Annotated in this window: 15 protein-coding genes; 14 read left to right on the top strand and 1 reads right to left on the bottom strand. The window is 54.7% G+C overall.

Annotated features, from left to right (window positions below; genetic code table 11):
* Window positions 1-6 precede the first annotated feature (6 nt).
* The 8 genes from V3388_RS08110 (at window position 7) to V3388_RS08075 (ending at window position 11,983) form a co-directional block, all read left to right on the top strand.
* A complete protein-coding gene (locus tag V3388_RS08110) occupies window positions 7-1,431 on the top strand; it encodes a mannose-1-phosphate guanylyltransferase/mannose-6-phosphate isomerase (RefSeq protein WP_336367019.1) in 1,425 nt (474 codons plus the stop codon).
* On the top strand, window positions 1,412-2,209 hold the full coding sequence (locus V3388_RS08105; RefSeq protein WP_442915632.1) for an ABC transporter permease: 798 nt from the start codon (window positions 1,412-1,414) through the stop codon (window positions 2,207-2,209). Before V3388_RS08110 ends, V3388_RS08105 begins: the two co-directional genes overlap by 20 nt.
* Entirely contained in the window at window positions 2,209-3,498 is a 1,290-nt protein-coding gene (locus V3388_RS08100; RefSeq protein WP_336367017.1) for an ABC transporter ATP-binding protein, read from the top strand. Before V3388_RS08105 ends, V3388_RS08100 begins: the two co-directional genes overlap by 1 nt.
* On the top strand, window positions 3,495-5,090 hold the full coding sequence (locus V3388_RS08095) for a hypothetical protein (RefSeq protein WP_336367016.1): 1,596 nt from the start codon (window positions 3,495-3,497) through the stop codon (window positions 5,088-5,090). The genes V3388_RS08100 and V3388_RS08095 overlap by 4 nt, the downstream gene beginning before the upstream one ends.
* On the top strand, window positions 5,090-8,800 hold the full coding sequence (locus V3388_RS08090; protein WP_336367015.1) for a glycosyltransferase: 3,711 nt from the start codon (window positions 5,090-5,092) through the stop codon (window positions 8,798-8,800). Before V3388_RS08095 ends, V3388_RS08090 begins: the two co-directional genes overlap by 1 nt.
* Window positions 8,801-8,901: 101 nt before the next feature.
* On the top strand, window positions 8,902-9,957 hold the full coding sequence (gene gmd / locus V3388_RS08085; RefSeq protein WP_336367014.1) for a GDP-mannose 4,6-dehydratase: 1,056 nt from the start codon (window positions 8,902-8,904) through the stop codon (window positions 9,955-9,957).
* Window positions 9,957-10,847, top strand: a complete 891-nt coding sequence (locus V3388_RS08080) for an NAD-dependent epimerase/dehydratase family protein (protein WP_336367013.1) — start codon at window positions 9,957-9,959, stop codon at window positions 10,845-10,847. Before gmd ends, V3388_RS08080 begins: the two co-directional genes overlap by 1 nt.
* Window positions 10,823-11,983, top strand: a complete 1,161-nt coding sequence (locus V3388_RS08075) for a glycosyltransferase family 4 protein (protein ID WP_336367012.1) — start codon at window positions 10,823-10,825, stop codon at window positions 11,981-11,983. The genes V3388_RS08080 and V3388_RS08075 overlap by 25 nt, the downstream gene beginning before the upstream one ends.
* Window positions 11,984-12,067: 84 nt before the next feature.
* Here V3388_RS08075 and V3388_RS08070 read toward each other — a convergent pair whose 3' ends face one another.
* The gene (locus tag V3388_RS08070; protein WP_336367011.1) at window positions 12,068-13,516 is read right to left on the bottom strand and encodes a phosphomannomutase; all 1,449 of its coding nucleotides are present in this window, start codon (window positions 13,514-13,516) and stop codon (window positions 12,068-12,070) included.
* Between the two features lie 92 nt (window positions 13,517-13,608).
* Between V3388_RS08070 and cysC the strand changes: the two genes are divergently transcribed.
* The 6 genes from cysC (at window position 13,609) to V3388_RS08040 (ending at window position 19,937) form a co-directional block, all read left to right on the top strand.
* A complete protein-coding gene (cysC, locus tag V3388_RS08065) occupies window positions 13,609-14,214 on the top strand; it encodes an adenylyl-sulfate kinase (protein ID WP_336367303.1) in 606 nt (201 codons plus the stop codon).
* A 43-nt stretch (window positions 14,215-14,257) separates the two neighbouring features.
* Window positions 14,258-16,033 (top strand): SLC13 family permease, encoded by a 1,776-nt coding sequence (locus V3388_RS08060; protein ID WP_336367010.1) that lies wholly within the window; start codon window positions 14,258-14,260, stop codon window positions 16,031-16,033.
* Between the two features lie 39 nt (window positions 16,034-16,072).
* The gene (locus tag V3388_RS08055) at window positions 16,073-17,209 is read left to right on the top strand and encodes a glycerate kinase (RefSeq protein ID WP_336367009.1); all 1,137 of its coding nucleotides are present in this window, start codon (window positions 16,073-16,075) and stop codon (window positions 17,207-17,209) included.
* A gap of 182 nt (window positions 17,210-17,391) precedes the next feature.
* Window positions 17,392-18,609 carry a methyl-accepting chemotaxis protein gene (locus V3388_RS08050; RefSeq protein WP_336367008.1) on the top strand — a complete coding sequence of 406 codons (1,218 nt, stop codon included), beginning with the start codon at window positions 17,392-17,394 and terminating at the stop codon, window positions 18,607-18,609.
* 93 nt (window positions 18,610-18,702) lie between these two features.
* Window positions 18,703-19,407, top strand: a complete 705-nt coding sequence (locus V3388_RS08045; RefSeq protein WP_336367007.1) for a hypothetical protein — start codon at window positions 18,703-18,705, stop codon at window positions 19,405-19,407.
* A gap of 161 nt (window positions 19,408-19,568) precedes the next feature.
* Window positions 19,569-19,937 carry a histone-like nucleoid-structuring protein, MvaT/MvaU family gene (locus V3388_RS08040; RefSeq protein WP_336367006.1) on the top strand — a complete coding sequence of 123 codons (369 nt, stop codon included), beginning with the start codon at window positions 19,569-19,571 and terminating at the stop codon, window positions 19,935-19,937.

Here is a 19,937-nt window from a genome sequence, read left to right as displayed (position 1 = left end):
ATATTTATGGCAAATGCATCCATTCTCCCGGTACTTCTTGCCGGTGGTAACGGCTCGCGGTTGTGGCCGCTGTCCCGAACGCTGATGCCCAAACAGTTCATCCGGTTGACGGGCGCCCAGACCATGCTCCAGCAGACCCTGTCTAGATCAGCGGCGCTGGACGCCCGGGCGCCAGTCGTGGTGTGTAATGAAGAGCACCGTTTCATCGTTGCCGAGCAGGCACGCCAGCACAAGCTGTCGCTCGACCGAATCATGCTCGAGCCGTTCGGTCGCAATACCGCGCCCGCCATTGCACTGGTTGCTCTGCAGCAACGGGCCAGGCAAGAAGATCCACTGCTTCTGGTGTTGCCGTCCGATCACCTGATCGATGATACCGACCGGTTTGTTGCGTTGATTAATCAGGGCGCAGAAATCGCTGAGGCGGGCCACCTCGTGACGTTTGGCATTGTGCCTACAGGGCCAGAGACCGGATTCGGCTATATCGATGCAGGGCAGCCGTTAACGGCCAATGAAACCGCCTTCACCGTAAACCGGTTTGTTGAGAAGCCGGATCAGGCCAGGGCCGAACAGTTTCTCGCCGCCGGCAACTTCTACTGGAACAGCGGCATGTTTATCTTCCGCGCGTCTGCTTATCTGGACGAGCTCAAAGCGTCCAGGCCGGACATCTTCGACGCCTGCGAGAAGGCAGCGGCGGAAATTAAGCAGGACGCCGATTTTGAGCGTGTACCAGCCGGGCTGTTCCAGCACTGCCCGGACGAGTCCATCGACTATGCCGTTATGGAGACCACGGAGCGGGCGGCGGTTGTGCCATTTGACGCTGGCTGGAACGATCTTGGCTCCTGGTCGGCCCTGTGGGCCGTGGAGGAAAAAGACGCCGATGGCAACGTTTCGGTCGGCGACGTGGTCGCCCACGGCACCCGCAACTCCTATGTCCGCGCTGAAAGCCGCCTGGTGGCGGCTGTTGGTATGGACAACGTCGTCATTGTTGAAACTAAAGATGCCGTCCTGGTGGCGCACAAAGACAACGTCCAGGACGTCAAAAAGGTGGTCCAGGCGATTAAAGGGTGCGATCGGAACGAGCATCACGCTCACGTTCGCGTCTACCGGCCCTGGGGCGATTACGAATCCATCGACGAGGGCCATCGCTTCCAGGTGAAACGCATCACCGTTAAGCCCGGCGAAAAGCTTTCCCTTCAGATGCACTACCACCGCGCGGAACACTGGATCGTGGTTAAAGGCACGGCGATCGTGGAGTGCAACGGCGAAGAAAAACTGCTGACGGAAAACCAGTCGACCTTTATTCCGATTGGCGCAACCCACCGCCTCACGAACCCCGGCAAAGTGCCTCTGGAACTGGTAGAGGTGCAGTCCGGCGCTTACGTGGGTGAGGACGACATTGTTCGGTTCGAGGATACGTATGGGCGCACTTAAGGCTTTATGGGCGTACCGTGGGTTTATTATCGGAAGCGTAAAACGAGAGTTTCAGGCAAAATACCTGAATTCTTTGCTAGGTGTGGCCTGGACCGTAATTCAGCCGCTGTCGATGATCATCGTTTACACCGTCATTTTCTCCCAGATCATGCGGGCGAAATTGCCAGGTGTTGAAAGCAGCTTTGGCTACAGCATCTATCTTTGCGCGGGCGTTCTTACTTGGGGGCTGTTTTTAGAGATTACTAGCAGGGCCCAGAATACGTTCATCGAGCACGCCAACTTACTCAAAAAACTCAGCTTTCCCAGGATGTGTTTGCCGGTAACGGTCGTGGCAACGGCGTTGTTGAATTTCAGTATCATCTTCGGATTGTTCGTGCTTTTTTTGCTGATAACGAACTCTTTTCCAGGGTGGGAGTTCCTGGCTATCGTACCTGTGCTGATTGTGCAGGTTATTTTCTCCATCGGGCTTGGAATCACTCTGGGCGTGCTCAACGTTTTCTTTCGTGATGTAGGGCAGGCATTTGGTGTCGTTTTGCAATTTTGGTTTTGGCTAACGCCTATCGTTTATCCGTCGAATATTCTGCCCCCACGTGTTCAGGAGCTGTTGGCCTACAACCCGATGACAGGCCTTATGAGCGCTTACCAAACCGTATTGGCCCGAGGCCAGTGGCCGGACTGGATAGCACTGATGCCAGTGCTGCTCTTAGGCATTGTTTTCTGTTGGCTGGGTATGCGTCTGTTCCGTAAACACGCTGGCGAAATGGTGGATGAACTCTAATGGGAACAATTACCGTTACAAATGTAGGTAAAGCCTATAAAAGATATCCAAATCGGTGGGCCCGGTTGGCCGAGTGGGTTGTACCAGGTAGTAGAAAGAGACATGATCTAACGTGGGTTTTAAAAGAAATCAACTTTACCGTTAACCCTGGCGAGGCTGTGGGCATCCTCGGTGTTAATGGAGCGGGAAAAAGTACTTTACTTAAAATAATTACCGGAACCACGCTACCAACCACCGGTTCGGTCAAAATTGAAGGGAGAGTGGCCGCGTTACTGGAATTGGGTATGGGATTCCATCCAGATTTTACTGGCCGACAAAATGTTTATATGGCAGCCCAGCTTCAGGGGCTCAAGGTTGATGTTGTCGATGAATTGATGCCCGAGATTGAGGCGTTCTCAGAAATCGGTGAGTATATTGATCAACCGGTACGTGTTTATTCGAGCGGTATGCAAATTCGTCTAGCATTTGCCGTTTCAACTGCCGTGCGCCCTGACATTCTCATCATAGACGAAGCTTTATCCGTTGGCGATGCAGCTTTTGGGCGAAAGTGCTTTCAACGAATTGAAGAGTTTAGGGAAAAGGGAACCACACTTCTCTTCGTTAGTCATGACATGGAAGCAGTTAAAAAGCTGTGTAATCGAGCGCTCTTCATTAACGAAGGTATTGTTGCGGGTTGGGGGACTGCCAAGACTGTTTGTGATCAGTACGAACGGCATTTGTTCGGGAACCGGACTGATAGCGTCAGTGCAAAGAATGCTAAGAATACGAATGTTAGCAATGATAAAACTGCGCTCTTTGATCCATCTCTTTCTGCCAGTTGCGAAATGATTTACGGCAACGGAAAGGCTGATATCGAAGCGTGTTGGCTGGAAGATGAAAATGGGTCACCGATAAATGTGATCGAGTCTGAAGCATCGTTTCATTGGCGGTATCGCGTTCGACTCAATGAAGATATAGATTCTTTCGTTTATGCCCTTATGTTTAAAACCAAAGAGGGTGTAGCCATTTATGGTACGGATTCAAAGACACTTGGCGCTGAGTCAGGCCCTCATCGCGCCGGTGAGGTGATTGAAGTAGATTTTAAACTCGAAAATCGCCTGGCGCCTGGGATTTATTATGTCAATTGCGGGATCAAAGAAGGAACTGGAGGAGATTTTTTGAGCCGAAGAGTGGATGCGGCCATTCTTAGAGTTACGTCGAGTGATAAAACGTCCGTCGTATCTGGTCTCGTCGAAATGCGAGCAAATTTGTCGTTAATTGCTTACCGACCTGAGGACGTAATGAAATGAGAGAAAAAAGAGCACCAATATTTGTTCACTCATTATTCCGGTCCGGGAGCACGTTTTTATTTGATCGCTTTCGGCAGCTTGAATATGACTATTGGTGTTATCAGGAGCCTTTACATGAGATTGCCGTTGTTGCGAAAGACAACCCTGAACAACTTTTCGTCGACATGGGCGCTGAGAAAGTCGAGTTACTCCGCCATCCCCCCTTGAGCAGACCTTATTTTGAAGAGTTGTTTAAAGCTTGGCCAATTTGGAAGGACAGTATATCCTCGCCGATAATTTATGACGCCTATTTCTCAAGTTCTGACGGCGAAATCGGGGTCCGTTATTGGGAGGCCCTTTCGACGGCTGCCCCGGAAGAAAAAAGACCTTTGTTTCAGGAATGTCGTACGGCATGCCGCATCGGCGCAATAAAAAGCCAGATGGGTGGATATCACATTTACCTTTGGCGTAATCCTTGGGATCAATGGTGGTCTTACAAGGCAGATTCATACTTTGATACAGTCAACCAGATTATCGTCAATTCAAAAGACGCTCCAGAATCCTTGAAAGGGTTGGTTAGTTCGATGAACTTGCCGAGGTATAAAGGTGGCGAACTATTCGAGGCTTTTGAATTTTATCGTAAAAGACCTCTGACGAGCGAACAAAGTTACCTAGCTTTTTATTTTCTCTGGTTGATGGCTATGCGTGAAGGGCAACTTTACGCTGATAACGTTATTAGTATAGATCGGTTGAGCGATTCTAAGGAATTTAAGTTTGAGGTCCGGAGGCGCTTGGAGGAAGCAGGACTAAAATCGCCTGACTTTTCGAGTTGCCACATCCCGCAAGGATATTATGCTGAAAAGGAGCGCGAGTGGTTCAGTAACCTGGAGGCCCAGGTTCATCAAGCTTTGTTAAATGATCGTTGGACTTCTAACGAACTTCAAAAGATATTGACCATCCGGCACGAAAGCCAGCCGATTTCATGGGCAGTTTCGGTCTCCGACCGCTCACCAGCTGATATGGCGGAGCAGGTGAGTCGTGCGCGCACTGTTGCAAGGGGGCAGGAAAATCTGCGCTCTCATTTGGCGGCTAAGATCAACGATACTGAAGAAAGGCTGACTTCAGCAGAGTCGAGAGCACTAGAAGCTGAGGCCCGACTAAATAAAGCGGATAAGGCAATTACTCAACTCATGGCCAAAGCAGCTGAGTCTGAGATGGCGATTAAAGTGATAGTAAATAGTCGATCGTGGCGTATAACAGCACCATTAAGAGCATTGAATCGAGGTCTGAGTGAGGCGAAGGTACATGCAAGAGAATTTAATCGTGCTCCTAGTTGGGCGAAAGTGCCTGCTATGCCTAAAGTAAGATCTTTGCTGCGACACGTAATGCTTTATGTCCAAAGGCGTCCTCGATTAAAGCGATTTACATTGAAGATGATTAACCGTTTTCCGAGATTGAAGAATCGGTTAATAAATATTGGAAAGGAAAATTCTACTTTTAAGGCTTCTAGCTATCAAAGAGTTCCTTATGAGCTAGATAGCCTAACGCCACGAGGTCGGCATATATACCAAAACTTGGTCGTTGCAATTAGTAAAAACAGGAAGCGAGACTAATGCGAATTGTGATTGATATGCAGGGAGCACAATCCTCGGGATCACGTACGCGGGGTATAGGGCGGTACACCTTTTCGTTTGTCGAGGCTGTTGTTCGCAACCGTGGAGAGCATGAAGTCATAATTGCGCTTAATGCGCTTTTCCCCGAAACTATTGCTCCTATACGTAACGCCTTAGATGAACTATTGCCGCCAGACAACATCCGCGTTTGGCATGCGCCGCCTGAGGTGGCATTCGCGCATTCCGACAATCAATGGCGTCGCCATTCGGCAGAACTGGTCAGAGAGGCATTCTTGGCTTCGCTAAAGCCCGATGTATTGCATGTCACCTCATTATTTGAGGGCCTAGGCGACGACGCCATAGCAAGCATTAGCCTGTTGTGTCGTAATGTGCCCACTTCAGTTACGCTGTTTGATCTTATTCCGTTTATTCATCGAAAACCTTACTTAGACAATCCAATCGTTTCGGCTTGGTATTCCGAAAAAATTGAATCTCTACGTCGTGCCAATCTCTGGCTAGCCATTTCTGAATCTTCACGGCAGGAGGGTATCGATCACCTTCATTTGCCCGAGGAATTTGTGGTCAATGTTTCCACAGCTGCTGATAATTACTTTCAGCGAGTCGATATGGCAACTGACGAAATCTCGGCCATTAGGTCCCGTTACGGCTTGGAACGCTCGTTCATTATGTATACGGGCGGCACTGACCATAGGAAAAATATCGAAGGTTTGATCCGAGCTTTCTCAAATCTCCCGCCGGAGATACTTAGCTCGCACCAATTAGCAATTGTTTGCTCCGTCCAGAAAGATACCCAAGACGCTCTGGAGTTTTTGGCACTGAAGCAAGGATTAAAAAAAGGCGCGCTCGTATTAACTGGTTTCGTGCCAGAGGAGGATCTTCGAGCCCTTTATAACTTGTGTTCTCTGTTTGTGTTTCCATCTTGGCACGAAGGTTTTGGCTTGCCGGTACTGGAGGCAATGCGATGCGGTGCTCCGGTAATAGGAGCAAACACTTCCAGCTTGCCGGAGGTTATTGGGTGGGAGAAGGCATTATTTAATCCGCATGTCGACGACAGCATGACTGCGGTCATTTTGCGCGCGTTGTCAGATGAGAGCTTTCGCGCCGAGCTCATCAAGAATGCCGAGTTGCAAGCTGAGAAGTTTTCTTGGGACGAGACAGCGAGACGAACGATCTCTGCAATGGAGAGCCTGCATTCAGCTCAAATTAGTAATCTGGAAAGTAAAGAAGATAAAAGGCCCCGCCCAAAGTTGGCTTACGTTTCTCCGCTTCCCCCGGAACGTTCAGGTATAGCGGATTACAGTGCAGAATTGTTGCCCGAACTTTCCCGGCATTACGAAATAGAAGTTATTGTTGAGCAAGATACTGTAGAGGATAGTTGGGTTAACGCCAATTGCGTTGTACGTTCCGTCAAATGGCTTGTCGAACATGCTAATGATTATGACAGGGTTCTTTATCACTTTGGAAACTCACATATGCATCAGCATATGTTTGATCTACTTGCGGCCGTTCCCGGAGTCGTGGTCCTACACGATTTTTTCCTCTCCAACATCGTTTTCAATATGGAAAGCACTGGATTTTCGCAAGGCAGGTGGGTTCGAGAGCTATATTTGAGCCATGGCTACCGGGCTCTTTACAAGCGCTTTCACGAAGAGAATGTTATCGATGTCGTCTGGGAATTTCCTTGCAATTTGAGCGTTATCCAAGACAGTCGTGGCATCATAGTGCATTCGCCAAGCTCACTTCGACTTAATGAATACTGGTACGGCGCAGGGTGCGAAGACTGGGAAGTTATTCCATTAGCGCGGGGTACCGATATTAACGTTGATCGTGCCGAAGCCAGAAAGGCGTTAGGTTTCGGGGTTGATGACTTTGTAGTCTGCACATTTGGACTGATTGGTCCAGCCAAACTTAATGATACCCTTATCGATGCTTGGCTTGCATCAAATCTCGCGGCAGATAGCAAGTGTCACTTGATCTTTGTTGGTGAGAACCACCCGGGGGATTACGGAAATGAGCTTCTCAAGAACATTCGAGAATTCAAAGGGAACAGTACTATCCGTATAACGGGTTGGGCGGACAGAGAACTTTTCCAGCAATACCTTTCCTCTGCAGACCTGGCAGTTCAGTTGAGGGGGCTATCTCGCGGGGAGACTTCAGCTGCCGTACTAGATTGTATGAATCATGGCATTGCGACTATCGTCAACGCTAATGGAAGTATGGCTGATCTTGATGATAGCGCCGTTTGGAAACTTCCGGATAAGTTCACCAATGCACAACTCGCAGAGGCACTTGAAGTTCTGAGGTCAGATCACACAAGAAGGCAGAAACTTGGTGATGTAGCCCGTGAAATTCTGCTACGGCAGCATGACCCGCGAATGTGCGCAAACCTTTACCGGCGTGCCATTGAGCGGTTTTACGAACCTATAGGCGGAAGCGTGCCTGCATTGCTCGGCGGTATTGCGCAAATTTCTGACGATTCTCCTCGCGAGAAGGAGCTTTTCGCACTGGCTGAAGCTATCGCTCAAAACTTTCCTCCACGTAACAGGCAAACCCAAATACTCGTCGATATTTCCGAATTGGTGAGAGGTGATTCTGGAACCGGGATCCAAAGAGTAGTGCGTAATATTCTCGGTCAGTGGCTTAAGAGCCCACCAGAGGGCTTTCGTGTCGAGCCGGTCTATGCAAAAGCTAATCAGCCATATCGATATGCACGTCAATTTACTGCTGAATTTCTCGGTATTCCAAAGAACATCTTACGAGATGAGGTTATGGAATATGCCAAGGGTGATATTTTTGCGGGCCTAGATCTTCAGCCTGAGTTCGTCCCCGAGCAAAGAGCCTTTTATCAAGCGATGCGTAGTCAGGGAGTGACGGTAAAGTTCATCGTATATGACCTGTTGTGTATGTCTATACCCAAATATTTCGCTCCAGGCGTCGCAGATGGATTTGCTCGCTGGTTAGAGGTCGTCATAGAAAGTGATGGTGCAGTCTGTATTTCAAAATCGGTCGCTCATGAACTAGTAGATTGGCTTCACAATAATTTCCCAGAAGGCCAGCATTCGCTTGACGTCGATTGGTTTTCGTTGGGGGCGGAGTTTGATCACCTACACCGTTCTAGAGGTCTACCACACGGAGCTGCTAATGCTTTGGCTCAGTTTCGGTCTCGACCTAGCCTGCTTATGGTAGGAACCATTGAGCCGCGGAAAGGGCATCAGCAAGTGCTAGATGCGTTCGAGTACCTTTGGAGCTCCGGGGTCGATGCTAACCTGGTCATTGTTGGGAGGCGTGGCTGGCTTGTTGAGCGGCTCCTACAGCGTCTGCTTTCTCACCCAGAAATGAACATACGACTCTTCTGGTTGGAGGGTATCAGTGATGAATACTTGGAGGAGGTCTATAAAGCTTGCACTTCATTGATAGCCGCTTCCTACGGCGAAGGATTCGGGTTGCCGCTCATTGAGGCTGCGCACCATAAGTTGCCAATTATTGCTAGAGATATTCCCGTTTTTAGAGAAGTGGCGGGTGATTATGCCTACTACTTTAAAAGTGACGATGCGCGCGAACTTGCCGCCGTTGTTGAAGGCTGGCTAAGCCTCTATCGCAGGGGCGAGCATCCCTCCTCCGATAACATGGCTTGGCTGACTTGGAAAGAAAGTGCTGACATGCTTATGGATAGCATTCTTGGTATTTGAGGATAGGCTGTGGCCGTGGATGTTATGAAGGAACTTTAGACCAAGTAGACCTACGAAATTATAAGATTACATAAACCGATGAAGTTTGTCGTATTGACAAAATGAACCGAGAAGGAAGTACAGTGAAAAAAGCAATCATTACCGGCGTTACCGGTCAAGACGGAGCCTATTTGGCAGATCTCCTGTTAGAAAAGGGCTACACGGTTTATGGCACCTTCCGCCGCACAGCGTCCGTAAACTTCTGGCGCATCGAGGAGTTGGGTATCGCCCAGCACCCGAATCTCCACCTCGTTGAATACGATCTGACAGATCTTTCCTCCAGTATCCGGTTGCTTCAGCAAACCGAAGCGTTGGAGGTCTATAACCTTGCGGCTCAGAGCTTCGTCGGGGTGTCGTTTGATCAGCCGATCACCACGGCTGACATTACCGGCCTCGGTCCAGTCAATCTGCTCGAAGCGATTCGGATCGTCAACCCGAAAATCCGCTTCTACCAGGCCTCTACATCCGAAATGTTCGGCAAAGTCCAGGCCATTCCTCAAAAGGAAGATACGCCGTTTTATCCGCGCAGCCCCTACGGTGTAGCCAAGCTTTACGCCCATTGGATGACCATTAACTATCGGGAATCCTACGATATCTTTGGAACCAGCGGCATCCTGTTTAACCACGAGTCGCCGTTGCGCGGGCAAGAGTTCGTCACGCGGAAGATCACCAACTCGATTGCCCGCATCAAGCTTGGTAAACAGGACATGCTTGAGCTGGGCAATATGGACGCCAAGCGGGATTGGGGTTACGCCAAAGACTACGTAGAAGGTATGTGGCGCATGCTTCAAGTGGATGAGCCGGATACCTATGTGCTGGCCACCAACCGCACGGAAACCGTCCGGGATTTTGTGTCTCTGGCCTGTAAGGCCGCGGATATTGGTATTGAATGGCAGGGCGAAGGTGAGTCGGAGAAAGCAATTGATACGGTCACCGGTAAAACGATTGTTGCGGTGAATCCGCGTTTTTACCGTCCCGCAGAAGTGGATCTGCTGATTGGTGATCCGGCCAAGGCGAAGGAGAAGCTTGGCTGGGAGCCCAAGACTACATTGGAAGAGCTGTGCCAGATGATGGTGGAGGCAGACTTGCGGCGGAACAAGATCGGGTTCTCGTTCTGATGAGTCAGCGTGTACTGGTAACAGGGAGCGAGGGCTTCACCGGTAGATACCTGGTTGAGGAGCTGGAAGGCGCGGGCTACGAGGTAGTGGGCCTTGGCAGCCATGAGTCTTCCGCGAAGGGCTACATTCAGGCAGACCTGACGGAGGTTGAGGCCCTCAAGGCGGCCATCGCGGATGTCCAGCCCGATGTGGTGATTCATTTGGCGGCTCTGGCCTTTGTTGGCCACGGCGACCCGAACGCGTTCTACCGGGTAAACCTGATGGGTACACGCAATCTGCTGGAGGCCCTCGGCGCCTCCGGAAAAACGCCGGAGAGCGTGTTGCTGGCCAGCAGTGCCAATGTGTACGGCAATCAGAAGGAAGGCGAGCTGACGGAGCATACCCCTCCAGCGCCGGCCAACGATTACGCCGTCAGTAAGCTGGCGATGGAGCACATGGCCCGAACCTGGCTCCCGGCGTTGCCCATCACGCTGGTCCGTCCCTTTAATTACACGGGTGTAGGGCAGGCAGATAGCTTCCTGCTTCCCAAAATTGTTTCGCACTTCAAGCGGAAAGCCAGCGTTATTGAGTTGGGCAATCTTGATGTATGGCGCGATTTCAGCGACGTGCGGGCGGTTGTTCAGGCGTATCGCAAACTGATTGAGCGCAAACCGGTGGGTGAGACATTCAACGTGGCCTCTGGAAGGACACATTCATTGAGAGAAGTCCTTGCCTTGTGTACTGAGTTATCTGGTCATGAGTTGGAGGTACGGGTAAACCCGGCATTCGTGCGCGCCAATGAGGTGAAAACCTTGTGCGGCAATGCGGACAAACTGCGTGCATGCATAGGGGATTGGAAGACACCGGAACTGAAGGACACCCTTCGGTGGATGTTGGATGGCACCGCGTGAAGGTCGTTCTTTCTGTTGAGCCCGTACGTTTTCCCCTCACGGGTATCGGCCGGTATGCCTACGAGTTAGCCAAGGGGCTTCAGGCAAGTACAGCGGTCTCTGAGCTGAAACTGTTTTCCGGCACACGGTTCGTACCGGGACTGCCCGAGCCTCAAAGCGCATCCGGTGGTGGTCATGGGTTGAAGCGGCTGGTTCAGACGAGCGGGTTGGCAATGGAGGCTTACCGCCTGCTGATGCCGCTACTCCGAAAGCAGGCGCTCAAGGGGTATGGGGAGTTCATCTATCACGGCCCCAACTTTTTCTTGCCGCCGTTCCCGGGGCGTAAGGTGGCCACGTTCCATGATTTGTCTCCGTTCAAATGGTCTCACTGCTTTGATCCGGCCAAAGTGCGCTACCTCCAGAAAGAGTTTGAAAAGACCCTGCGAACCGCGGACGCCTTGATCACCGATTCGGAATTTACCCGCAAGGAGTTGGCCGAGTTCTCCGGCTGGCCGCTCGATAGAATCCAAGCGGTGCCCCTGGCGGCCGGGCCGGAGTTCAGGCCACGTGAAGAGGCAGAGCTTCGGACTTTCCTGAACCGATACGGCCTTGAATATCAAGGTTATAGTCTGTTCGTCGGGACCATTGAACCGCGCAAGAATATTGACGTTCTGTTGACTGCTTATGAGCGGTTGCCCAAGGCCGTGCGCGAACGTTGGCCGCTGATTCTGAGCGGCTACCGGGGATGGAGAAGTGACGATATTCACGCCCGAATCAAGGAGGCCGAACGCCAGGGCTGGGCTAAATACCTGGGATTTCTGCCGGCGGATGAGTTGCCGTTGCTGTACTCGGGCGCGCGACTGTTTGCTTTTCCTTCGATGTATGAAGGCTTTGGGCTACCGGTTTTGGAGGCGATGCAATCCGGTGTCCCGGTTGTGAGTTCTGACCGGGCATCTTTACCGGAGGTGGTTGGTACGGCCGCTTTGCTGGTAGACGCAGAGGACAGTACCGCTCTGTCGGAAGCCATCCATGTCGGGATCGAGGATGCATCAGAGCGGGACAGAATGTCGGCTTCAGGGGCTCGGCAAGCGGCTGGATTCAACTGGCGGCGGTGTTCTTCTGAAACCATAAGCGCGTACGAGACGTTAGCCAGGTAACAGTGAGTTTTACCCGGCTTGACGTCTAATGGCACGGCATTGGCCGGTCACCAAAGGGTGATAGGCCGGCCATGCAGGTGATGCTCAGTCAGCGTTTGATGCCGCTGCAGTGGCAAGCGCACGGAGGCATTCGGTAAGAAGCGCCTGAACAGACAAATGAGATTCCGCCTCGCAGTAGCAACGCAGTTCAGGGGCATTTCCTGAAGGCCTTAAATGGACAACCTGATCGTTGTCCAGCGTCGCCCTTAAGCCGTCGGTGAAATCGATGGTCCGGATGCCGGCCGGCATGGCCAGGTCTCTTTTTAGCGCATCGGGGTTGCTTTTCCAGTTGGCAATCAACGCATTGCTTTTTTCGGTGGCGAAATCCTTCAGCCTGTCACTGGCGGTGTAGCGGGGCGGTAGCTCTGTCAGCAAGCTGGACAACGGCTTGCCGTTGCGTTTCGCGGCGGCGAGCAGTACCAGCGCCGGCAATATGGCGTCCCGGGTAGGGAGGTGATTGAGGCAATGGGTTCCGGATAGAATGTCAGAGCCCGTCAGAAACCCGCCGTTGGCTTCGAAGCCCGCGACGGAGCCGTATTTTTGGCTCAGGGTTGCCATAGCTTCTATCACGTAGGGTGAGCCGATTTTTGTGCGGGCAACGGCTGTAAAGGCGCCGCAGAGTTCGATCGCAGTATTGCAGCTCACCGGCACGGCCAGCGCCTCAATGCCCAGTTCCCGGGCGCACAGAAGGCCTAGAATGTCGCCGCGAAGCCAGTCGCCCGTTTCGTCAGCCAGGAGTGGCCGGTCGCCGTCCCCGTCGGTGGAGAAAATGGCATCCAGTTGGTGTTTTTCTGCCCACTGTCGCCCACGGGTCCTGTCTTCCTCCGCAACGGCCTCTGTGTCGATTGGTACGAAGGTATCGGTTCGCCCCAGAGAGACAACGGAAGCGCCTAGTTGCTCGAATATTTGGCGGCTGATATCGCGCCCGGCCGCCGAATGTTCATAAAGGCCGATCCTCATTCCGCTCAGGGCATCAGCAGGAAAGAGGCCGGTATACCGGCTGGCATACTCCATGGCCGCGGTGTCGGAGACTCTTGGCAAGTTGACATAGACGTCGGGAAGCGGCGATTCGCTGGCGAGGATCAACTGTTCGTCGTCTTTGCTGATCTCGCCGTCCGGGCGATAAAACTTGATGCCATTGCGATCAAACGGAATGTGGCTCCCGGTAACCATAATGGCCGGCACGCCATCGGTGATTGCCTTGAGTGCCAGTGCAGGGGTGGGCAGTACGCCATAATAGACCGGTTTCAGGCCGATGCGCTCAATTGCGCCGGCGATTGCCCCGGCCATGCGAGGGCTACTTGGCCTGCGGTCAATACCGATCGCAACACGGTCGAACGAGTAGCCCGTTTGCAGCGAGTTAATGAACGCGACGGTGAAGGCAGTGCAGACCTCGTTGGTGAAGTCCTCGACGAGCCCGCGAGCACCGCTCGTCCCGAATGCGATTTGACTGTTTGCGATTACTGAACGGGCAGATGTGTTTATGTCAGGCATTCGGCTTCCGGTTATTGATGGCAAAATGAAGGCGCAAATTCTACTATCCAGCGATTCAGGAGTTCAATTTGAACCGAGACAAACAGGAAAGCATGATGGATCTGACCTGGCACCAGCATAGCCTCTCGCGAGCAGAGCGCGCCGAGCTGAAACACCAACATCCCTGCCTGCTCTGGTTCACGGGCCTCAGCGGCTCGGGCAAGTCCACCATCGCCAATGCGCTGGATGTGGCGTTGCATCAACGTGGCTATCACACGTTCCTTCTCGACGGCGATAACGTCCGGCACGGGCTGAACCGGGATTTGGGGTTTTCTGATGAAGACCGGGTGGAGAATATTCGCCGGGTTGGTGAGGTGAGCAAGCTGTTCACGGATGCCGGCCTTATAGTCTTGAGTGCGTTTATCTCGCCCTTTGAGTCGGATCGGCGCATGGTGAGGAACCTGTTCCCCGCCGGCGAATTCGTCGAGGTGTTCATGAGCACGCCGCTGGAAGTCTGTGAGAGCCGCGATCCCAAGGGGCTGTACCAGAAGGCGCGGGCCGGTGAGATTGCTGACTTTACTGGAATCCACTCTCCATACGAGACGCCAGAACACCCGGAATTGTCGTTGGACACGTCGCGCTTGAGCGTCGATGAGTGTGTCGCGCAACTGGTTGGGTACCTGCAGACGCGTCGGTTGATTCTGGAACGTTCACAGTAACGGTCGATCACCGGTACAACGCCAGCAACGAGGGATGGGTGTTATGGATTGGAGCGCGCTGATTACGCTGGTAATGCTTGGCTCTGTGCTTGCAGCGCTTGTTTTTACCCGCTTGTCTGCCGATCTGGTACTCATGTCCGCGCTGGCGCTGCTGGTGCTCTCCGGTGTGTTACTGCCCGGCCAGGCGTTGGAAGGCTTTGCGAACCCCGGTGTGATAACCATCGCGACGCTTTACGTGGTGGCGGCAGGTCTAAAGGAGACAGGTGCGGTGCAGTGGATCGCCCGGCGGTTGCTGGGCCATCCCCAGTCTATTCGTGGCGCGCAGCTGCGCATGCTTGTGCCCACCGGAATGCTCAGCGCGTTCATGAATAACACCGCTGTGGTGGCGATGTTCATTCCTGCCATTCAGGATTGGGCACAGAGGCTTCGGATTCCTGTGTCCAAACTCCTGCTTCCCCTCAGCTACGCGGCCATTCTGGGCGGTACGTGCACGTTGATTGGCACCAGCACCAACCTGGTGGTAGACGGGCTTTTGCAGACCACGCTGGGAACCCACCTGGGGCTGTTTGATCTCGCCTGGGTTGGTGTCCCGTTGCTGGTGATCGGCGGTGCTTTCCTGGTGCTGGTTGGACCGCGCCTGTTGCCCGATCGCGGCGGCCTCTCGGAAGACCTGGAGGCGGTGCGGGAGTACGGGGTAGAGGTGGAAGTGGTCAGCCCTGGACCGCTGGTGGGTAAAACCATTGCCGAGGCGGGTTTGCGATCGCTTACCTATGGCTATCTGGCGGAGATCGATCGGCAGGGCCGTCTGATTGCGGCCGCGGAGCCGAACCGCACGCTCCAGGCCGGCGACAAGCTGTATTTTGTCGGCGCGCCGGAGTGCGCCAGCGAGCTGCGCCGCATTCAGGGCTTGCGCCCGGCCAGTGGCAGCGTGCATAAGCTGGACATTGCCAATCATCAGCGGGTGCTGGTAGAGGTGGTTCTGGGGCCGGAGTTTGCCGCTCTGGGGCAGAATATCCGGGACAGCCGCTTCCGCAGCCGCTTCAACGCGGTTGTGCTGTCGGTATCCCGGAGCGGGCGCCGGGTGCCGGGCAAGCTGGGCGATATTGTCCTCAAAATGGGCGATACGCTGCTGCTGGAGGCCAGTCACGAGTTTGTCGAGCAATACCGCTTCCGCCGGGATTTTCTTCTGGTCAGCGCCCTGAACGACTCCACCCCGCCGGATTTCAGCAAGGCGCCTAAAGCCCTGGCCATCCTTTTGGCGATGGTTATCGCCAGCGCCAGCGGTCTGCTGAGTATTCTTGAAGCCGCGTTTCTCGCGGCGGGCGCAATGATTGCCACCCGCTGTATCACCGCCAGCCGGGCCCGCCGTAGCGTGGACTTGCCGGTGCTGGTGGTCATTGCCGCGTCTTTTGCACTGGGCAATGCCATGGATCAGACGGGCGCTGCGCGGGCGGTGGCAGAGGGCCTGATGAGCGTCAGTGGTGACGTCTCTCCCTGGATGGCGCTTGCGCTGGTCTATGTGGTCACTGCCGTGTTCACCGAAGTGATTACCAACAACGCCGCCGCCGTACTCATGTTTCCTATTGCGCTGGCGGTGTCCGATCACCTGGGTGTGAGCCCTTTGCCCTATGCCGTCGCCGTGATGTTCGCCGCCTCGGCCAGTTTCATCACCCCCCTTGGGTATCAGACAAACCTGATGGTGTATGGCCCGGGACGCTATCGGTTTTCTGATTACTTGCGCATTGGCGTGCCTCTGAGTGTCCTGGTTGGCGGTGTCAGCATTGGGTTGATTCCCCTGTTCTGGCCGTTTGTGGGTTAACCTGATACCCCCACCATTGCCCTGTCTCCGGAGCCCCCCATGAACATCCTCATCGCCCCCGACTCCTTCAAAGAATGCCTGACCGCCCGGGAAGTGGCCGCCGCCATTGCCCGGGGCTGGCGCTCGGTGGCGCCGGAGGACGAGATTGTGGAGGTCCCCCTGGCCGATGGCGGGGAGGGCACCACTGAGGCGTTGGTGGCGGCCAAAGGCGGGCGCTTGATGACCGCGGAGGTTACCGGGCCATTAGGCCATCCGGTGCAGGCAGCCTACGGCTTGCTGGACGACGGCGACACAGCCGTGGTTGAAGTGGCAGAAGCCAGCGGCCTGCATCGGGTGCCGGCAGAGGCGAGGGACGCCATGGCGGCCACGAGCTTTGGCACTGGCGAATTGATGCTCGCGGCGCTGAGCCACCGGCCACGCACTCTGGTAATAGGGCTGGGCGGCAGCGCCACCACCGATGGGGGTGCCGGTATTCTGCAGGCGCTTGGGGCGCAACTGCTGGATTCGTCCGGTAAACCCGTCGCCCGCGGCGGCGGTGGGCTGGCGGACCTTGCCTCCGTGGATCTGGCACCGGCCGTGTCCCGATTAGCCGGCGTGGACCTTGTCATTGCCTGCGATGTGACCAACCCGTTGTTGGGGCCAGAGGGCGCAGCGGCCGTTTTCGGGCCGCAGAAGGGCGCGAGCCTGGAGCAGGTGGCCGTGTTGAATGCCAACCTCGAGCGCCTCGCCAAGGCCGTGGCCAGGCAAGGGTACGACATGGCCCGCTTCCCCGGCAGCGGCGCCGCCGGAGGGATTGGCGGTACGGTGGCGGGCCTGCTCGGTGGCCAGCTGCGGCGTGGCATTGAGCTGGTAATGGAGACACTGGCGCTTGAAGCGCACGTCCGTTGGGCGGATGTTGTCATTACTGCCGAGGGCGCGATCGACAGCCAGAGTGCCGCAGGCAAGACGCCGGCTGGCGTGGCCGCCCTGGCCAAACGCCACGGAGTGCCGGTTATTGGATTGGCCGGCAGGGTGGGGACGCCTCTCGATAATCTGCACGATATTGGCCTGACCGCCGCGTTTTCCATCACTCCCGCTCCGCTGACGTTGGCAGAGGCCTACGCAGACGCACCGACGAATCTGGCGCGGGTGGCGGAGCAACTGGCTCGACTGGCGCATAATTTAAGAAAAAATTAAGTTTACTTTTCAAATTATTACAAAATTCGCTCAGCTTTTTTCGCCGGCCGCCGACATACTGCAAAGAGAGCATAGGTCACGGAGGGCGGACAATGTTCGGTTTTGCAGCGAAAGCGAGTCGAGTAACCCAAGCGTCCGAGCTAGCGCAGTGCCAGGCAAGAGCGGCAGAGCTCAACGCAACCATGCAGGCGATCAAGGGTGCGGTCGCTTACATTACCTTTTCCCCAAACGGTACGGTTGAATCGGCCAACGATCAGTTCCTGTCGTTGTTCGGCTACCGAGCTGACCAGGTGATCGGCCAGCACCACCGCAAGTTCTGCGATCCGGAATTCGTCAAGTCCGAGCAGTATCGACAGTTCTGGAAAGACCTTTCCAGCGGCCAGGCAAAGAGCGGTTGGTTTCCCCGGGTGAACGCCCGGGGCGAGAAAGTCTGGCTGCAGGCGAGCTACTTTCCCGTGTTCGGCGATGCGGGTGAGGTGGTCCGGATCATCAAGCTGGCAGCGGATGTGACCCGTGAGCACGCCGCTCATGCGGACAAGGAAGCGTTGCTATCCGCCCTGGATACCTACATGGCGGTGATTCGCTTCACGCCGCAGGGCGAGGTGCTGGAGGCGAACAACAACTTCCTGAAGACACTGGGGTATCGCCGCGAACAGATCGTCGGTAAAACCCACCGCATGTTCTGCTTTGACGACTTCTACCGCGAACATCCCACGTTCTGGGAACGATTGGCCAGGGGCGAAAGTTTTTCAGGCCGGTTTGAGCGCAAAGACAGCGCGGGCCGGCCCGTGTGGCTGGACGCGACCTACAGCCCGGTGACCGACGAAGTCGGGCGGGTGTACAAAGTGGTCAAGTTCGCCATGGATGTGACCGAGCAGGTGTTGAAATCCCGGGAGGCCCGGGACAGTGCAGCATCCACATCCGAGCAGGCATCCAGGATCGCTGGAGAAGTAAACGACGCCATTGAATCGGCGGTTGAGGTTTCCGAGAAAACCGTCTCCGAAATTGGCGCTGCTGTGGGGCTCAGCCAGGAACTGGAAGCTCAGGCGTCGCGAATCAACGGTATTGTTACGGCCATTCAGGCGGTGGCGGATCAGACCAATTTGCTGGCCTTGAATGCGGCGATTGAGGCCGCCCGCGCCGGCGATGCCGGGCGGGGCTTTGCGGTGGTTGCCGACGAGGTGCGCAAGCTGGCGGCTCAGACAGCGCAATCGTCTGCGGAGATCGCCGGTGTCGTTGCGGCCAACAGCCGCCTGATTCAGCAGCTGCGAGCCCGCATGGATGGGGTTGGCGAGCTCTCCGGAAGCAGTGCTCAGCGCATTGGCTCCGTGGCAGCCGGGATCGGTGAGGTGGAGCGGGGTGTCACCGAGCTTGCCAGAATGATGACGGCGCTGACCTAGCGTGTATGCTGGAGCGACCAACCCCAGCTCATGGCGGTATTCTCTGGGTGTGTTAGTATAGATTAGGCTATGCGATTATATTAGAGGCACCCAATGACAAACCCCCACGAGGCGTTGGCTTCTCTCGTTCGGGCGCAGGGGCACCCTGCCCAACTCAGCGGTTATGTTCACCTGATTTTTGGCGTGGGCGAGCCTGCTCCGGTCCGCTGGGTTACGTGTTGTGATCAAGCGGCATTGCAGGCCCTGCGTGGGGGCGACAGCGTGGTGTGCTTCCAACCGGCGGCCACCGTGCTTCTGGCAATGCATCAGGCGCCGCTGACCGAGCTGATGGACGATGCAACTTGGCAGGCGGTGGCGGCCGACGCGCTGCTGGAGATGGCTGGCCGGGAACAGGTCGCTCTTGCTCAGACGCTCTGGGACGCCACGCCGCCGGACCTGCCGGCGACGTTTGCGGAACGGCGTTTGCAGCTGTTTCGCCCTCCCGTTATCGGAGGGGATCTGGCGACCATGATTGAGTTGGTGGAAATCGTGATGGCGGTACAGGGTGGGCGGCCGGTTAACGAGGCCCGCTTCCGGCGATCGTCGCTGTTATCCTCCTGGCGCGCGCTTTCTGATAAAACCGAAACGCAACTGAGTGCTGTTCTGCAGCGCAACCTGATGCTCCAAAGCCAGTACGTGACCCTGGGCGAATCCGCACATGGGCCCGAAGCGTTGCAGGTAAACCGTATACTTGGCCGACTTGAAGTGGAGCAGCGTGAATTAACCATTGCGATTATGGGGCAGTCCCGGTTGTCCTGAGCTTTGTTTTAAGCTGAACAATGGTATTACCATCCATACATATATTGCCGGAGCAATCGATAAAGTTTTGCCAATATATGTCGGCTTGATTATTATTGGTTTCGGATTTTCCGAATCTGGTTTATTATTTGTATCTCATTTCAAACAGGGTTTGTGATTCCATGGCAAAAATCAACGATTACTACCAGAAGAAACAGCTTATGGAAAAGCTTGCGGGTGAGCTGGCGCAGCTCGAAAAAGACCAGTCTCTGAAAAAGGAACTGGATTTTGAAAACAAAGTCCGCAACCTGATGAAGGAATACGACAAGTCCCCGAAGGACGTGCTCCAGATTCTGGCGGCCATTGATCCGTCTGTCGCCGGTGCCAAAGCCGACGCCACTGCTACCGGCCGCCCCAAGCGCCCGATGAAAACCTATAAAAACCCGCACACCGGTGAAGTTGTGAAGACCCGTGGCGGTAACCACAAAACGCTGAATGAGTGGCGTGACAAGTACGGCAAAGAAGCCGTGCAAAGCTGGGCCCAGGATTAA

It is taken from the genome of Marinobacter sp. C2H3, from assembly GCF_037080155.1.
Taxonomy (GTDB): Bacteria; Pseudomonadota; Gammaproteobacteria; order Pseudomonadales; family Oleiphilaceae; genus Marinobacter.
Note: the sequence above shows the minus strand (reverse complement) of the source record. Positions and strands in the feature narration are given on the sequence as shown.

Bases quoted from the DNA above. Each gene is read 5' to 3' on its own strand.
- V3388_RS08045 (WP_336367007.1), top strand. From the start codon at position 18,703: ATGACAAACCCCCACGAGGCGTTGGCTTCTCTCGTTCGGGCGCAGGGG.
- cysC (WP_336367303.1), top strand. From the start codon at position 13,609: ATGATGGATCTGACCTGGCACCAGCATAGCCTCTCGCGAGCAGAGCGC.
- V3388_RS08100 (WP_336367017.1), top strand. From the start codon at position 2,209: ATGGGAACAATTACCGTTACAAATGTAGGTAAAGCCTATAAAAGATAT.
- V3388_RS08090 (WP_336367015.1), top strand. From the start codon at position 5,090: ATGCGAATTGTGATTGATATGCAGGGAGCACAATCCTCGGGATCACGT.
- gmd (WP_336367014.1), top strand. From the start codon at position 8,902: ATGAACCGAGAAGGAAGTACAGTGAAAAAAGCAATCATTACCGGCGTT.
- V3388_RS08050 (WP_336367008.1), top strand. From the start codon at position 17,392: ATGCAGGCGATCAAGGGTGCGGTCGCTTACATTACCTTTTCCCCAAAC.
- V3388_RS08080 (WP_336367013.1), top strand. From the start codon at position 9,957: ATGAGTCAGCGTGTACTGGTAACAGGGAGCGAGGGCTTCACCGGTAGA.
- V3388_RS08040 (WP_336367006.1), top strand. From the start codon at position 19,569: ATGGCAAAAATCAACGATTACTACCAGAAGAAACAGCTTATGGAAAAG.
- V3388_RS08055 (WP_336367009.1), top strand. From the start codon at position 16,073: ATGAACATCCTCATCGCCCCCGACTCCTTCAAAGAATGCCTGACCGCC.
- V3388_RS08095 (WP_336367016.1), top strand. From the start codon at position 3,495: ATGAGAGAAAAAAGAGCACCAATATTTGTTCACTCATTATTCCGGTCC.
- V3388_RS08070 (WP_336367011.1), bottom strand. From the start codon at position 13,516: ATGCCTGACATAAACACATCTGCCCGTTCAGTAATCGCAAACAGTCAA.
- V3388_RS08060 (WP_336367010.1), top strand. From the start codon at position 14,258: ATGGATTGGAGCGCGCTGATTACGCTGGTAATGCTTGGCTCTGTGCTT.
- V3388_RS08110 (WP_336367019.1), top strand. From the start codon at position 7: ATGGCAAATGCATCCATTCTCCCGGTACTTCTTGCCGGTGGTAACGGC.